Source organism: Candidatus Mycobacterium methanotrophicum (assembly GCF_023515995.1).
Taxonomy (GTDB): domain Bacteria; phylum Actinomycetota; class Actinomycetes; order Mycobacteriales; family Mycobacteriaceae; genus Mycobacterium; species Mycobacterium methanotrophicum.
This window is the reverse complement of sequence record NZ_CP097320.1, coordinates 189,380-204,675: the sequence shown is the minus strand read 5'-3', so window position 1 is coordinate 204,675 and position 15,296 is coordinate 189,380. Positions and strand designations below refer to the sequence as shown.

Here is a 15,296-nt window from a genome sequence, read left to right as displayed (position 1 = left end):
ACGACACTGGTTAGCCACAGGGGACGATCGCAGCGGGTCGCCACCGGAACCGGCTAGGGGACCCCGCGCACCCGCCAGAGCCCATTGACCCTTGCTGCCTTCCGGCCCTGGGGGAGTTCACAGGATAGACGCCGCGCGGGGTCCACCGAGAGTCTAGTACTCGTGCTGGAATGAACAGCGCCACGCTCAGCTACCATGGCCGACGGAGGATTCGCCTAGTGGCCTATGGCGCTCGCCTGGAACGCGGGTTGGGTTAATAGCCCTCGCGGGTTCAAATCCCGCATCCTCCGCGCTCAGTTCGGGTGCGACCAGGCCTGATCGACATCGACTAGGGTCTGGTCGGAGCGGATACCCGCTCAAGGAGGGGCATGCGACGCAAAGTCGCCACGCTGTGGCACGCGACGTTCTCGATCGCCGCAGGCGTCCTCTATTTCTTCTTCGTGCTGCCGCGCTGGCCCGAGTTGATGGGCGACACCTCACACGCCCTCGGCACGGCGGCACGGATCGTCGCCGGGGTGGTGATCGCCCTGGCCGCATTGCCCGTGGTTTTCACCTTGTTGCGTGCTCGCAAGCCGGAATACGGCACACCGCAACTGGCCTTGTCCCTGCAGACCTCGTCGATCGTGGCCCATGTGCTAGCGGGCGTGCTGATTGTGGGCACCGCGATCAGCGAGATCTGGTTGAACCTCGACAATGTCGGGCAGTGGCTGTTCGCCGTTTACGGAGCGGCCGCCGCGACCGCGCTGCTCGGCATTGTCGGGTTTTACCTGTCGTTTGTCGCCGAGCTTTCGCCGCCTCCGCCGAAACCGATCAAGCCCAAGAAAGAAAAGAAGCAGCGCCGCAGGTCAGCGCGCGGCCGCAAGAAGAACGACCAGGCCGAAGAAACCGAGGCTGCGGACGAGACGCCCGTAGTGGAAGACACCAAAGCGGACGACGAACTGGACGACGCCGAGGTCGTCGAGGCGGCCGCGCGTGGATTGCGCAACCGACGCCCGACCGGCAAACCCTCAGGACCGCACCGGCGCCGTCGCACGCTCCGCGGCGTCGCCGTCGAAGACTGAAGCCCTCTGCGGCGGTGACGCCGTCAAGTCCAGCCACGTGGTTATCAAGCGCGCGGCCGCGCCGATATTGCCCAGCTGACAGTGGTTGCTTGCCTGCTCGGCGGCGGTGAAGATGCGCGTGGTCACCGATCGCGCGTTGGACAGGTTGCCCGCCTGGCGCGACAACTGCTTGAGCGGAACGTAGTGATCGTCGGCACCCGCAAGAAGCAGTACGTCGGCACGAACCCGATTCGAGATCCTGCGGGTGTTAGTCGCGATGGCCGAGCGGAAGAAGTCGTAGGGCTATGCGCCAGCCGCGCCGGTAATGTGCATTCCCTGCTGCAGTGCCCATTGCGTGACCGGCTTGAGCGAAGCAACGTGGTATGCAATGGAATTGATGAGCCGGCGGGCATGCGCAGCGACCAGCATGCGCAGGACCACTCCCGCGCCGCGCCGGATCTGACGAGCGCCGGCCTCGAACTCGTCATCAAGGATGTCGAAAGCCGCCACATGGGTGATCCGCGGCTCGAACGCGGCCGCGCGAATCACCAGACCCCGCCTAGCGAGATGCCGACGGCGGCAACGTCATCGAGGCCGTAGCGGTCGAGGACTGCGGCCACCGGGCGCTCCCACTCGGGAATCATGGTGAGCCCGAAGTCCTCGAGTGCTCTGGCGGTCCGGCCGCAGGTCGTAGGCCGGCATGGAGCCGGAGCCGAATGGGATGAAGTCCGGCTCTGCGTCGTAGATGGTTCGCATCGTGTGCAGGAACCTGGCCCGCGCGGCTGAGCGGCGGGGATCGGACGCCGCCATGAAGAACTCGGCGGCCCGGTCGTAATACGCGGTGTCGATCACCCCGACCTGCAGGTCATGGTCGCCAAGGGCACCGCGGTCTTCGGCGAGGCCCTCCGACTGGTCGGCTACGCGCTCGGAATCGAACTCGACAACGTGCGGTGCGAAGCTGAATTCGCCCAAACCACAGCGGATCTCGAAATGGCGTCGTGAACCACCCCCGCGGGATGCGTGGCCGGGGTCTACGTTAGCTGGCAGGGAATCGTCGCCGGCGAGACCGTCATCGACCTCCACGTTCAGTGGCGCAAAGGACAGGCGCTGCAACCGGACTGGAAGATCGACGGGGACGGCTGGGTCATTCAGATCGACGGACAGCCCACGGTCACCACCAAGGTCGGCTTCCTGGCACCGCCGTATTTCGAGGCCACCACGATCGAAGAATTCATGGACCTCGGGCAGATCATGACGGCGATGCCCGCCATAAACGCGATCCCGGCCGTCGTCGCGGCGGCACCGGGCATTGCGACCTACAACGATTTGCCGCTGACGCCACCGCGCGGCATCGTTGCGTCGTCTTAGCGCGCCGGAATGTTTTGCAGCTTGGGTGCCATGTCGGGGCAGTAAATGCTGATCGCGCTGCCGAGGAACTGATACGCCTGCACCTGAGTGGTACCTCTGGGGAGGTTGTTGGAGAGGAAATGAGCGGACGCCGCAGCGTCGGGATCGACGCCCTGGGCCAGCCGTCGGCAGACGATCTTGCCCAGATACGGGTTGTAGTCATGCGGCCCGTAGATGCCGTACCCAGCGAGCTGGTTGTCGAAGTCGGTGTCGGGGTCTGCGTATGCCGGCGCGGACAAGCCGATCGCCCACACAATTATCGAGGCAATGGCGACGACCGCAAATCCGGTGATCTTCATGAGCTGGATCGTACCGTTCTCAGCTCTTCGCGCAGATCGCCCTCGTGCCCTTGCACCCATCGTCAAACCCTTCCGTGCCCGACTTCTATATTGCCGCCTATTCCGATTAGAGTAGCTAAGGTTGCACACAGGCTAATTAGTTGAGCGCCCTTCGCCCTTGGTTGAGGATGAAAAGAAGCCATGACGACCACCGCGCCGAGGACTGAGTGAGGACTGAGCCGCTGGCAACCCAGGTTGCTGGCGAAGCGACGGTCGCCAGCCGGCGCCCGACCAGGCGGTCGGGGCTCTTCGGCTTTCTTACCCGTTTCTGGGTCGTGCTGGTCATCGCAGCCGTGGTCGCGGTCTCGGGGTTCTGCGTGTACCGACTGCGCGGCATCTTCGGTGTTCACGGCAACGCCTTCGGCGGCGGTGCGGTCGCCGAAGAGATAAAGCCGTTCAACCCGAAAGTCTTAACACTCCAGGTCTGGGGCCCGCCGGGCAGCGTGGCGACCATCGACTATCTGGATAAAGATTCCAAGCCGCAACAGGCCCTCAACGTACCCCTGCCCTGGTCGACAGAGTTGACAACAACGCAGCCTTCCCTCCCCGCCAATCTCGTGGCGCAGGGAAGCGGTGATTGGATCGCCTGCAAGATCACCCTGGACGATAACGACGGGCGCGGGCCGGTCGTCAAGGCCACAAATCAATCCCCCGCCAACGAAACAGTGCATGCCTTCACCTTCTGCCTGAACAAGTCCGCATGAGTGAGACCACCGAGGTTGCACAGCCCGTCTCGCAACCGTTGATCCCGCCCTTCCTGCCCCGGATGATCCATCGGCTTGCGCTGCCGATTGTGCTGCTGTGGCTGGGACTTACCGTATTTGTGAACGTCACCGTGCCGCAGTTGGAGGTCGTCACCAAAGACCACGCGGTGTCGCAGAGCCCGAAAGACGCGCCGGGGATGATCGCGATGAAGAAGGTCGGATCGACCTTCCGCGAATTCAACTCCGACACCTCGGCGATGATCGTCCTGGAGGGCGATAAACCGCTCGGCGCTGCCGCCCATCGGTACTACGGCGAGATCGTCAAGCGACTCGAGCAGGACACCAAGCACGTTCAGCACGTCCAGGATTTCTGGAATGATCCGCTGACTGCTGCGGGCTCACAAAGCCCGGATGGAAAAGCGGCCTATGTCCAGGCCTACCTCGCCGGCAACATGGGTGAGACTTTGTCCACCGAGTCCGTCGAAGCGGTCCGCAAGATCGTCAACTCAGTGCCCGCGCCGCCGGGGGTCAATGCCTACGTCACCGGCGCCGGCCCGCTGATCGCCGATCAGTCTTATGCGGGCGAGAAAGGCGTCAAGACGGTCACAATCATCACCTTTCTGGTGATCATTGTGATGCTGCTTTTCGTCTACCGCTCGGTGAGCACTGTTTTCATCGTGCTGTTCATCGTGATGGTCGAAGTGGCCGCGGCCCGGGGTGTCGTCGCGTTCCTGGGGAATTACGGGATCATCGGGCTGTCCACCTTCGCCAACAACTTGCTGGTGCTATTGGCGATCGCCGCAGGCACGGACTACGCGATTTTCGTGATGGGCCGATACCACGAGGCCCGCGGCGTCGGCGAAGACCGAGAACAGGCCTTCTACACCATGTTTCACGGCACCGCGCATGTCGTGCTGGGCTCGGGCCTGACCGTCGCCGGCGCGATGTATTGCCTGAGCTTCACCCGGTTGCCGTGGTTCCAGACCATGGGTGTGCCTTGCGCGGTCGGCCTGCTGGTCGCGGTGTTCGCGGCGTTGACCCTGGGCCCGGCGGTGGTCGCGGCGGCCAGCTCCTTCAAGCTCCTCGATCCGAAGCGGATATTGCAAACCCGGAATTGGCGGCGCATCGGTACCGCGATTGTCCGTTGGCCCGCACCGATTCTCGCGGTGACCATCGCTATCGCCCTTGTCGGCCTGCTCGCCCTGCCCGGCTACACCACCGACTACGACAACCGCCACTATCTGCCGGCCGACGCCCCGGCCAACGTCGGATATGCGGCCGCCGACCGCCATTTCGCCCAGGCCCGGCTGAACCCCGAGCTGTTGATGATCGACACGGGTCACGACATCCGCAATCCGGCCGACTTCCTGGTGCTGGACAAGGTGGCAAAAGCGATCTTCCGGATCCCCGGCATCGGCCGTGTGCAGACCATCACCCGGCCCCTGGGCACTCCGCTGGACCACAGCACCCTGGGTTTTTTGCTGAGCGCGCAGAGCGCTGGCCGGATCCAGATCCAGCATTATCAGGAGGAACAGGCGCAGAACCTCCTGAAGCAAGCGGACGAGCTCCGGAAAACAATGGCAACGCTGCACCAGCAGATGCAGGTCACCCAGGATCTCAGCAATACGACGCATCAAACTGTGATTCTCACCAAAGAGACTGTGCAGATCACCGCGGCGTTGCGCGACGACATCGCGAATTTCGATGATTTCTTCAGGCCGATTCGTAGCTACTTTTACTGGGAGAAGCACTGTTTCGACATCCCGGCCTGCTGGACGCTGCGGTCGATCTTCAACGCACTCGACGGCATCGACCAGGTGAGTGAGAACATCGAGAAGCTCAGCGCGAACCTGGACAGGTTAGACCAGATTCAGCCGCAGCTGGTGGCGCTGATACCACCACAGATTGCCAGCCAGGAGCGAAATCTCGAGACGATCATGTCGAACTACGCGACGACGAAAGGTCTCAACGACCAACAGGAAGCGTTGTCCGACAATGCCACGGCCATGGGAGAGGCCTTCGACAAAGCGAAGAACGACGACACGTTCTATCTACCGCCGGAGGCCTTCAAAAGCCCTGACTTTCAGCGGGGTCTGAAACAGTTCATCTCACCCGACGGCCACGCTGTTCGTTTGATCATCTCGCACGAAGGCGATCCGGCAACCCCTGAAGGCATCGCTCACATCGACCCGATCAAGCAGGCGGTGCACGAGGCCATCAAGGGCACCCCGTGGGAGGGCGCAAAGGTCTACCTCGGCGGAACCGCGGCGCTGTACAAGGACATGCGTGACGCCTCCAACATCGACCTGATGATCGCCGGAATAGCTGCGGCGACTTTGATTTTCATCATCATGTTGGTCATCACCCGGAGCGTTGTCGCGGCCCTGGTCATCGTGGGCACCGTGCTGCTTTCGCTGGGCGCCTCCTTCGGCCTGTCGGTGCTCGTGTGGCAGTACCTTCTCGGCGTCAGACTGCACTGGATGGTGCTGGCGATGGCGATCATCCTGCTGTTGGCGGTCGGGTCGGACTACAACCTGTTGCTGATATCCCGGTTCAAGGAAGAGATTCACGCCGGGCTGAAGACGGGCACCATCCGCGCCATGGCCGGCTCGGGCTCGGTGGTGACCGCTGCCGGTCTGGTGTTCGCCGCCACCATGGCCTCGTTCGTGTTCGGCCCGCTGCTGGTCATGGCCCAGGTGGGCACCAGCATCGCTCTGGGTCTGTTGTTCGACACCCTCATCGTGCGGTCGTTCATGACACCGTCGCTGGCCACCCTGCTGGGACGTTGGTTCTGGTGGCCACAGCACGTCCGTCCGCGACCGGCCAGCAGGATGCTGCGACCATACGGATCCCGCACGGCTGTTCGTGAGCTGCTGCATTCGGATGCTGAAGAAAGTCCGCCAGGCGGGCTGGTGCAGCAACGGTAATGGCAACTTTGGATGGCCGGGTCGCATTGATCACCGGCGCGGGGCGCGGGCAGGGACGCGCGCACGCGTTGGCACTGGCTGCGCAGGGAGCCGACATCGTCGCGGCGGATGCTCCCGGCCCGATGAAGGACCTCACCTACCCGGCCGGATTGTCGTGACTTCGTCAATGGGAGGGCGAATGGGCATCCCAGAGCTGGCCGCCTACAACGCCACCAACTCCGATGGTTCAACCTGCCGGCGGGGACGACATTCCCGATGACTTGGTGCGCCGCGTGATGAAAGCCAACCCCATACCGCAGCCATGGCTTCAGCCCGAGGACGTCAGCCGTGGAATCGTCTACCTGGTCACCGATCCCGGCGTGATCACCGGCAGTGTGTTGGAGACCGGCCTGGGCGGTAGCGCCCGCATTCACTGAGCTGGGTTAGCCAGACGGGGATTCGGCAACGACGCAGTATTGGCGTCCTGCTCGACGCCCTCACCCAGCAAGAGAGACCGGACCAGCGGACGCGGCCCGGCGGGCCGGAGCATCGTGCTGGCGGGGCGCGGCCGGACCTTGATCGGCCACCAGAACCAGCGTCCCAGCAGCGCCGCGATGGACGGCGTCATGAAGGAACGGACCACCAAGGTGTCAAACAGCAGCCCCAGACCGATCGTCGTGCCCACTTGACCGATGATCCGCAGGTCGCTGACCACCATGGAGCCCATCGTGAACGCGAACACCAGACCGGCCGACGTCACTACCTTGCCGGTGCCGCCCATGGCGCGGATGATGCCCGTCTTCAGCCCCGCGGCGATCTCCTCTTTGAACCGAGACACCAGTAGCAGGTTGTAGTCCGACCCGACCGCCAACAGGACGATGACCGACATCGCCAGCACCATCCAGTGCAGTTTGACCCCAAGAATGTACTGCCAGACCAGCACGGATAGCCCGAAGGACGCACCCAATGAAACCGCAACGGTGCCAACGATAACCAGGGCAGCAACAAGACTTCGGGTGATGATCAGCATGATGATGAAAATCAGGCACATCGAACCGATCCCGGCGATCCACAGATCGTATTTCGAGCCGTCCTTCCAGTCTTTAAAAGTGGCCGCGGTACCGGCCAGATAGATCTTGGCGTCTTCGAGCGGCGTCGCCTTCAGCGACTCTTCGGCCGCCTGTTTGATCGAGTCGGTCCGCGCAAGGCCTTCCGGCGTCGCGGGATCGCCCCGGTGCGAGATGATCAAGCGCACGGCTTTGCCGTCCGGCGAGAAGAAATTATTCAGAGCACGTTTGAAGTCCGGGTTCTTGAAGACTTCCGGTGGCAGGTAGAACGAGTCGTCGTTCTTGGCGCGGTCGAACGCTTTGCCCATCGCCGTCGCGTTGTCGCTCAGTTCGTCCATCTGCCCGAAGATCCCGGACATGGTGCTGTGCATCGTCAGCATCATCGTCCGCATGGACTCCATGCTCGCGATCATCGGTGGGAACTCCGCGATCATCTGGGGCATGAGCGCATCGAGTTGATCGAAGTCCTTGGTGAGGACTTGGAACTTTTCGTCGATTTCGTCGACACCGTCAACGGCATCGAATACCGATCGAAGAGAGAAGCATATCGGGATGTCGTAGCAGTGTTTTTCCCAGTAGAAGTAGCTGCGGATAGGTCGCCAGGTGTCCTCGAAGTTTGCGATGTCGTCTCGTAGTTCTTCGGTGACGGCCTGCATTTCCTTCGTCTCACCGACCATCTTGTGGGTCGTGTTGGTGAGTTGCCGCATGAGGTCGTACATGCGCTGCATTCTCAAGATCGTGTCCTCGAGTTCGTCGGCCTGCTTGAGCATGTCGTCCATACGGGCTTTTTGGAATTTCATCGTCTGTACCTGCCCGGCATTTTGCATGCTGAGCTGAAACGGAATCGACGTATGTTCCATCGCCGTGCCCTCAGGACGCGTGATCGCTTGCACCCGCGATACCCCCGGGACACGCAAGATGCCCTTGGCCAGTTTGTCGAGGACCAAGAAGTCCGCCGGATTGCGCAAATCATGGTCCGCCTCGATCATCATGACTTCGGGCATCATTCGAGCCTGGGAAAAATGCCGCTCGGCGGCGTCATATCCCGTGTTCGCGGCGATGTGGTGAGGTATATACAGCCGATCGTTGTAGCTGGTTTGATATCCCGGCAGCGTCAACAGGCCGACAAGCGCGATCCCGCATGCCCCGGCGAGGATGGGCAGCGGCCAGCGCACGATCGCGGTGCCCACCCGGCGCCAGCCCCGGACCCTCATCTTGCGTCTGGGGTCGAACAAACCGAAGCGTCCACCGACGACGATCACGGCCGGCACCAGCGTGAGCGCCACCGCTACCGCGACGAGCATACCGACTGCGCAAGGTACGCCGAGGGTTTGGAAATACGGCATCCGGCAGAAGCTCAGACAAAACGTCGCGCCGGCGATCGTCAAACCAGAGGCCAAGACGACGTGGGCGACGCTGCGGTAGGTCGTGTAGAACGCGGTCTCGCGATCCTCGCCAACCTGGCGGGCCTCTTGATAGCGGCCGAAAAAGAAGATGCCGTAATCGGTTCCAGCGGCAATCCCGAGGGATACCAGGAGATTTACAGCGAACGTGGAAAGGCGGATGAGTTCGTGATAGCCGAGAAACGCGACAATTCCTCGCGCCGCCGTCAATTCGATCCCGACCATGATCAACAGCATGAACACCGTGATGACTGAGCGGTAGACCAGCAGCAACATGGTTAAAATCACCAAAAAAGTGACGACAGTGATCTTGAAAAGAGTTTTGTCGCCACTGTGGTGCATGTCCTTTACCAGCGCCGCCGGGCCGGTGACGTAGGTCGTCACTCCCGGTGGCGCCGGCGTGCGGTTCACGATCTTTCGAATTTCGTCCACCGATTCGTCGCCCATGGTCGTGCCTTGGTTACCGGCGAGATTGAGCTGAACGTAAACGCATTTACCGTCGGGGCTTTGCGCACCGGGCGCGGTCAGAGGATCGCTCCAAAAATCCTGGACGTGCTGCACGTGCGGATCGTCTTTCAGCTGACGAATCAAGCTGTTGTAGTACCGGCGCGCATCGTCACCGAATTTCTGCTGACTTTCCAAGACGATCATCGCCGAACTGTCGGAACTAGATTCCTTGAATTTCTGGCCCATCACCGTCATCGCCCGCACCGACGGCGCATCCTTGGGGCTCAGCGACACCGAACGTTGCGTCGCGACCTGCTCGAGCGACGGAACGGCCGTGCTCACCAGGAAAACAATCGCCAACCATGCCAGGATGATCGGGACCGCCAGCCGGTGGATCATCCGCGGCGCGAACGGCGGTTTGGGGTGTTCGCTGCTCCTTTGCTGGCTAATCATGCGCCCTTTAGCACGCAGTAAGTGAAGGCATTCACTTCGTGCGAGATCTTTTCGGCTTTGACTACGCCGTCCACCAAGATTCGACAGCCAATGCTGCTGCTATCGCCTTGGGCCACAATGTTTCCCATGACCGCCGGCGAAGTCGTCGTCATGTTCAACGTCCAGGGCAGGTGCGCCGCGTCGACCCGCTTCGGGTCAGCGTCGACATCGAAGTAGCTGATGTCCGCCACGGTGCCCGGGGGACCGAAAACCTCGTAAGTCAAGTGCTTGGGGTTGAATGGCTTGGTATCGCTGTTCGCGCTGTCCGAATACGATGGCCGCTTCTCAGAACCGAATATGCCGTGAATCCGCCACACCGTGAATCCCCCGAGGCAAACGACCATCGCGATCACGAGCGGAATCCACGACCTCTGCAGAACCCTGAAAATCAAAATCCCCTTCACCGTTTGCCGTCTTTCTGCTCGGCGACATCCCACCTGCTAAAGGATCTCCACCTACTGATCGGCCAGCCCACCCGTCGGCACATCGAAACGCGGCGGGGCGTCTCAGGGCGCCTGCATAACAGTCACCTCGACCGAGTCTTGACGAGTAAACCACGCTACCGGCACGGAATGTTGGGCTCCTTTCGACGGCACTCCAGTGCGCAGGAGCAGCGTGCGAATTTAACGCATGTTACGTGCGTAAACGGACGCTACCGGGTTCCACGCCCACCCGCAATCGCCCGACCTGCGTTATTCTCGCGCGGTGCCGCAGCTCACGTTCCAGCGAGCCCGTACCGAGGACAAGAAGCGCCAGCGCGCGACAGCGCTGGTCGAGGCCGCACGCGCGCTGGCGCTGGAGTCGGGTGTCGCGTCGGTGACCTTGACCGATGTCGCCAGGCGGGCTGGCGTGCACTATTCCGCGGTGCGCCGCTACTTCACCTCCCACAAGGAAGTGCTGCTGCATCTTGCCGCCGAAGGCTGGGTGCGGTGGTCGGACACCGTCTGTGACAAATTGCGCGAGCCCGGTCCCATGTCGCCGGCGCTGGTCGCTGGGGCATTAGCCGACAGCCTGGCGGCCGACCCGCTTTTCTGCGACCTACTGGCGAACCTGCATCTTCACCTCGAACACGAGGTGGAAATCGACCGGGTCCTCGAGGTCAAGCAGATCAGCAGTGGGGCGATCAACTCGCTCGCCGATGGGATCGAGCATGCGTTGCCGGGCCTCGGCCGCGCTGGCGCATTCGACGTCATTCTCGCCGCTTACTCCCTGGCAGCGCCGTTGTGGCAGGTGGCGAATCCGCCGCAAAAGCTCGCCGAGGCCTACGCCGAGGCAAAGGCAACGGACCTGCCGCCGGACTGGAACATCGATTTCATATCCGCGCTGACGCGGCTGATCACGGCGACGTGCGTCGGCCTGATGGCCGAGCCGCAAGGGCCAAAACAGGGCTGATCGCCGGGCGACGGGACCTACCAGTTCCACACCGACATGTCGTTGGCTGGGTAGTTCTGGCAGTTCTCGGTTTCCTTGGCGACGACGCCCTTGTTGTTGAAGAAGATCTTCATATGGTTGGGCCACGCCAAGTTCAGCGGATCGATCTGGGGCGCATAGAAGTTTGCCGAATAGGCCCTGCGATCAGCCGGCGACAACGAGTAGAACCAGTGCACCTTGTCTTGGGTGGCCTGCTGAACATTCGGGTGGTTATCGTAGTCAGTCATGTACCGCTGGTAGTACACCGGCGCGAAATCCCTTGCGGCCGCTAATAACTGCTCGGCGGTGCAAGTCGTTGCGATCATTCTCCGCGGGATCGGGAAGTCCTCGGTGGAATCGTTGGATGAGCAGCCGTTGCACGGTTGGAACCCCGGATCAGCCACGGCGACCCGGGGCAAGGCGGTCGCGGCGGCGGTGAGCGCCAGCGCTGCAACGCCGGCGCGGACGGCAAGGCTCAGACGAGGAAGACGCATGCGGCTACCATAACGCTTCGGTAAAGGCTATGCTTAGCCTCCCTAGACACCTGGCTCGTCGTTAGCCGGGCGGGCTTGGTTTCCAGCCCGACATGCACCTTGTCGAGCCCAAAAGACAGCGATCCGTCGGCTAAAACACAGCCAGTCGGCAGCCAAAACACAGACAGCCGTGAGTTTGCAGGACCATCCTTTAAATTTTCCGGCCATCCTTTTAAATCGGGCTGAGCGAAAAGGGCGCATTGGAGGGATCAGTGAAACGGCGACCTCAAAGTTCGGTGGTGCTCACGCCGGGGTTTGACCAAGGCGCCCAGGTCGGTAGCCGCTCCGACGCGGTGGATGACGAACCGTGAGCGAGGAATTCCGCAAGCCGGTGACCCCGTTCGGCGGCTGGGTCCGCGACGAGCGTAGCGGCCGTCTCTGTTCGCTGGAGACTGGCCCTCACATCGGTGGTTTCGCCCCGCCCGACACCGGCATAACACGCAAGTGGTTGTCTCAGAGTGCGGTGCTGTGGCCGGGCCCGGCGCTGGTGTCCTCCAGCAAAGACGACGTGATGCAGATGGTCGCTTCGCGCCGCTACGGCCAGGCGGCTCTGCTGGATCTGCGCCCGATTGACGCGCCGTACTATCCGGCCGAGTTCACCCGCTACCGGTTTGACCCCACGCAGCTGATCAGCACGCTCGAGGACGCCCAAGCGGTGGCCGAAACGCTGCTGAGCATGTCGGCGGTCGCGCCAGCGGGTGGCTCGTTTCGCACCGCCGCTGATCCGGGGCCGTGGGATCAGCTGGCGTTCGCCCCGTTGACCTGCCTGTTGTTCGGCGCCAGCCCCGCCTGCACTGGCTTGGGGATGGAGTGGACCTTGGAGGCCGCCGAGGACGTGACGCACCCCCGCGGCCGGCTGGGCGACCACGTCAATACGATACCGTCGTGGGCGTCGGCGGCGGCGTTGTGCGGCAGCCGCCTATTTGAGGCGAGGGTACGCGGGGTTTTGGATATGGAACCGCGCCAGCGTGATTCGGTGAAGGTCACGGTCACCAAGGTGCTCACCGCGTGGCTGCGCACGTCGTTGCGGGACCGCGAGCTGCCGAGTTTGGATTTGTCGCTTCTTGATGAGCGTCACGCGACCGTGTACTTGCTAACACCCGATGACGGCACGATAGCCCCGCAGGCGATCACGTTGATGGACCAACTGATCAACCGCCAGCGCGTCAAAACTGCTCAGTGCGAGGAATTTCCGCGGGTAGGCATGTTTCTTGACGAGATCGCCAACACGCCGCTGCCGCGGCTGCCGCGGTACCTGGCAGAAGGCCGCAGCCCGGGTGTGTCGATATGTTTTGCGGCTCAGTCGAGTTCGCAGCTCGACGCGGTCTATGGGCCGCTGCAGGGCCGCGCGATCCGCGAAGCTGTGCCGGCGTCGTTGATCATGTACGGCACCCATGATAACGACCTGCTGCAGGCAGCGTCGTTTTGGGCGGGCAAAACCACCCCCAGCCATCAGTCCAATAACCACAACGGCAACGGCAAGGCCGCGCATCGGGCGTTGAGCAACGCACCTGAGTCCGAGGGACTGATTCCGCGCGACGAGAAGCGGGCGCGGCTGATCGTGCGCGGGACAGCCGGCCGGATGGTGCACCTGTTGGAATGGACCGAGTTTGTCGCCTACCTCGATGAGCTGCGCCGGGTGCCGCCAGCGTCACGCGCTCGAATTGGCAGCAGCGCGGTTGTACAGCGAATTCGCTGACACCTTCGATGCGAGGACCATTGAACGGTTTCTGCGCTCTTCTTACGAGCAGCTTGCCGTCCGCGCAACCGTTCACGATTTCTTGGCGCTGTTGGCGGAGCGCTTCGCGCGGCAGCGAATCCGCGCCCTGGCGAAACTGACAGGCAAGTCAACCGAAGGCAAGCCGGTGGTGTTGTTCCTGCGTCAGCACAATGCGGGCCGATCCCAAATGGCCATGGGATTTTTCAGCGACCTCACCCGCGGCGCGGCCGTGGCGTGGTCTGGCGGGTCGGAGCCCATCAAGGCATCGCCTCGGCCCACGCGATGTGCCCTTCGAAGCCAAGCGATGTCGCCATGTTGCGGTAGCGATTCACGAAGTCCAGGTATCGCACACCTTCGCCGCGCGCCCGCGCCAGCAGGGCGCGCAACCGCAGCAGCCAGATGTCGCGCAGAGCGGAATGGTCGTCGGTCGGCGCGGCCGCTAAGCGCTCGATGGCGGCCTCGGCTTCCGCGACGTCACTCTCGGTTCCGCCGTCGAGCAGCGTCTCCACCAACACACCTGTCGCCGGAATGCCCCATTCCCGCGATCGTCTGGCGCGCAGCAGATCGTCGACGCCGGCGCGCATCAGGAGAATCGCGCCATCGCGGTCACCCCGCCGAGCCCGCTCCCGCGCCGAGTAGACGTCGTCGAACACCACCGTCACCTGCTGGTCCAAGGCCTCAGCGTCGGCCGCGGCAACCGGCCAGCCGCATCCATGACAGAACCGCGCGTTCTCACGGCGTTGCGTCCCGCACGCGCGGCACGCCGTTATGGCCGCCATCCGACCTCCGCCGCTTAGCCCCGAATTCCCCGACCTCTCAGGATAGGGCCCGCGACGGCTGACCATGGGCGGTTCGCAGAGTTAGGCTGTGGTCATTGCGGAGTAAGGACCGAGGGCAACCGAGGGCAGATGAACGTTGATGACCAGTCCGTCACAACTCTGGAAGACCTCCGAGGCGATTTGGCGCTTCGCTACAAGCGGGCACCGACCGGCGGGGCCACAGTCGATCCTGCGATCGTAGAGGCCGACATGGCGGCCCTCGACCGCGACGGCTACGTCATTTGGGAGAACCTGCTCAGTGCCGAGGACTGCCGGCGGACCCGTGACGTTGTCCGTCCCTGGTTGGGCCACACCGGCCGCAACTCGTTCGAGGGCCATCGCACCCAACGCATCTACAGCGTGTTGAGCAGAACGCGGGCGTGCGACCGGCTTGTCGACCATCCGCGGGTGTTGGCCGCGCTCGATCAGTTGCTGATGCCCAACTACCTGCTTTCGGCATTGCAGGCCATCAACATTCAGCCCGGTGAGACCGCTCAGCTGGCTCACCACGACGACGGGTTCTACCCGGTTCCGCGTCCGCGGGCGCCGTTGGCGGCCGCGACGATATGGGCGATCGACGATTTCACCGCCGACAACGGCTCGACCGTGCTGTTCCCCGGCAGCCACCGCTGGGGCAAGCGTCGGCCGGGTCCGGGCGATCGGTCGCTTCCGGTCGTGATGCCCGTGGGTTCGTGCGTGTTCTTCGTCGGCACCCTGTGGCATGGCGGAGGCGCCAACACCACCACCCGCGACCGGCTTGCGGTGACGGCCCAATACTGCCAACCGTGGCTGCGGCCGATGGAGGCGTTCACGTTGTCGATCTCCCGTGAGATCGCTCGGGAGGTCTCTGCCGACATTCGCCGCATGCTCGGTTACAGCATCCACCCGCCGTTCGTCGGCGCGGTCGACGGTTTGCATCCGCTGCGGCTGCTGGACGAGCCCTAGCGCCGCGATGCGATCATGCCGGGATGCTATTACCCGCAGTCCGGATTACCCGCAGTCCGGCGAGAT

General features: G+C 62.9%; 12 protein-coding genes, 1 tRNA gene, 1 other RNA gene and 4 pseudogenes. 11 read left to right on the top strand and 7 right to left on the bottom strand.

All coding sequences use genetic code 11. From position 1 onward, the window contains the following. Positions 1 to 52: 52 nt before the first annotated feature. Positions 53 to 147: signal recognition particle sRNA small type (gene ffs / locus M5I08_RS01060), an RNA gene on the bottom strand. 57 nt (positions 148 to 204) lie between these two features. Between ffs and M5I08_RS01055 the strand changes: the two genes are divergently transcribed. Continuing rightward, positions 205 to 290 (top strand) — tRNA-Ser (locus tag M5I08_RS01055). 78 nt (positions 291 to 368) lie between these two features. Then, positions 369 to 1,061 (top strand): lipid uptake coordinator LucA, encoded by a 693-nt coding sequence (gene lucA, locus M5I08_RS01050; protein WP_219066935.1) that lies wholly within the window; start codon positions 369 to 371, stop codon positions 1,059 to 1,061. Positions 1,062 to 1,343: 282 nt separating this feature from the next. Here lucA and M5I08_RS01045 read toward each other — a convergent pair whose 3' ends face one another. Continuing rightward, positions 1,344 to 1,589, bottom strand: coding sequence for a hypothetical protein (locus M5I08_RS01045; protein ID WP_219066934.1), 246 nt, complete (start codon positions 1,587 to 1,589; stop codon positions 1,344 to 1,346). A 294-nt stretch (positions 1,590 to 1,883) separates the two neighbouring features. On the opposite strand from M5I08_RS01045, the pseudogene M5I08_RS01040 reads away from it, so the two are divergent. Next, positions 1,884 to 2,408: pseudogene (locus M5I08_RS01040) on the top strand (dihydrodipicolinate reductase); the annotation flags it as partial. Here M5I08_RS01040 and M5I08_RS01035 read toward each other — a convergent pair. Continuing rightward, positions 2,405 to 2,740: a DUF732 domain-containing protein gene (locus M5I08_RS01035; protein ID WP_370328673.1), complete on the bottom strand. Its 336-nt coding sequence runs from the start codon at positions 2,738 to 2,740 to the stop codon at positions 2,405 to 2,407. The pseudogene M5I08_RS01040 and the gene M5I08_RS01035 sit on opposite strands and share 4 nt — an antisense overlap. Positions 2,741 to 2,926: 186 nt before the next feature. Here M5I08_RS01035 and M5I08_RS01030 point away from each other — a divergent pair. The 4 genes and pseudogenes from M5I08_RS01030 to M5I08_RS01015 all read left to right on the top strand — a co-directional run bounded on the left by M5I08_RS01030 (position 2,927) and on the right by M5I08_RS01015 (position 6,832). Further along, positions 2,927 to 3,489 (top strand): annotated as a pseudogene (locus M5I08_RS01030) (MmpS family transport accessory protein). Continuing rightward, complete coding sequence (locus tag M5I08_RS01025) at positions 3,486 to 6,416, top strand: MMPL/RND family transporter (protein WP_219066932.1); 2,931 nt, start codon at positions 3,486 to 3,488, stop codon at positions 6,414 to 6,416. Before M5I08_RS01030 ends, M5I08_RS01025 begins: the two are co-directional and overlap by 4 nt. Further along, positions 6,416 to 6,556 (top strand): annotated as a pseudogene (locus tag M5I08_RS01020) (SDR family mycofactocin-dependent oxidoreductase); the annotation flags it as partial. The gene M5I08_RS01025 and the pseudogene M5I08_RS01020, both read left to right, overlap by 1 nt. Before the next feature lie 81 nt (positions 6,557 to 6,637). After that, complete coding sequence (locus M5I08_RS01015; RefSeq protein ID WP_249763020.1) at positions 6,638 to 6,832, top strand: hypothetical protein; 195 nt, start codon at positions 6,638 to 6,640, stop codon at positions 6,830 to 6,832. Here the strand turns inward: M5I08_RS01015 and M5I08_RS01010 are convergent. Beyond that, entirely contained in the window at positions 6,826 to 9,765 is a 2,940-nt protein-coding gene (locus M5I08_RS01010) for an MMPL/RND family transporter (protein ID WP_219066931.1), read from the bottom strand. The two genes, M5I08_RS01015 and M5I08_RS01010, sit on opposite strands and share 7 nt — an antisense overlap. Further along, positions 9,762 to 10,148 carry an MmpS family transport accessory protein gene (locus M5I08_RS01005; RefSeq protein ID WP_249763453.1) on the bottom strand — a complete coding sequence of 129 codons (387 nt, stop codon included), beginning with the start codon at positions 10,146 to 10,148 and terminating at the stop codon, positions 9,762 to 9,764. Before M5I08_RS01005 ends, M5I08_RS01010 begins: the two co-directional genes overlap by 4 nt. Before the next feature lie 343 nt (positions 10,149 to 10,491). Between M5I08_RS01005 and M5I08_RS01000 the strand changes: the two genes are divergently transcribed. Continuing rightward, positions 10,492 to 11,196 carry a TetR/AcrR family transcriptional regulator gene (locus M5I08_RS01000; RefSeq protein WP_219067003.1) on the top strand — a complete coding sequence of 235 codons (705 nt, stop codon included), beginning with the start codon at positions 10,492 to 10,494 and terminating at the stop codon, positions 11,194 to 11,196. A 17-nt stretch (positions 11,197 to 11,213) separates the two neighbouring features. On the opposite strand, the gene M5I08_RS00995 is transcribed toward M5I08_RS01000, so the two are convergent. After that, positions 11,214 to 11,708: a DUF5078 domain-containing protein gene (locus tag M5I08_RS00995; RefSeq protein WP_219066930.1), complete on the bottom strand. Its 495-nt coding sequence runs from the start codon at positions 11,706 to 11,708 to the stop codon at positions 11,214 to 11,216. 346 nt (positions 11,709 to 12,054) lie between these two features. On the opposite strand from M5I08_RS00995, the gene M5I08_RS00990 reads away from it, so the two are divergent. Both M5I08_RS00990 and M5I08_RS00985 read left to right on the top strand, forming a co-directional pair. Next, a complete protein-coding gene (locus tag M5I08_RS00990) occupies positions 12,055 to 13,446 on the top strand; it encodes a TraM recognition domain-containing protein (protein WP_249763019.1) in 1,392 nt (463 codons plus the stop codon). Continuing rightward, positions 13,373 to 13,723, top strand: a pseudogene (locus M5I08_RS00985) (three-helix bundle dimerization domain-containing protein); the annotation flags it as partial. The gene M5I08_RS00990 and the pseudogene M5I08_RS00985, both read left to right, overlap by 74 nt. A 1-nt stretch (position 13,724) precedes the next feature. Here M5I08_RS00985 and M5I08_RS00980 read toward each other — a convergent pair. After that, entirely contained in the window at positions 13,725 to 14,246 is a 522-nt protein-coding gene (locus tag M5I08_RS00980) for a zinc ribbon domain-containing protein (RefSeq protein WP_249763467.1), read from the bottom strand. Between the two features lie 129 nt (positions 14,247 to 14,375). On the opposite strand from M5I08_RS00980, the gene M5I08_RS00975 reads away from it, so the two are divergent. Further along, a complete protein-coding gene (locus tag M5I08_RS00975; RefSeq protein ID WP_219066928.1) occupies positions 14,376 to 15,230 on the top strand; it encodes a phytanoyl-CoA dioxygenase family protein in 855 nt (284 codons plus the stop codon). Positions 15,231 to 15,296: the final 66 nt, after the last annotated feature.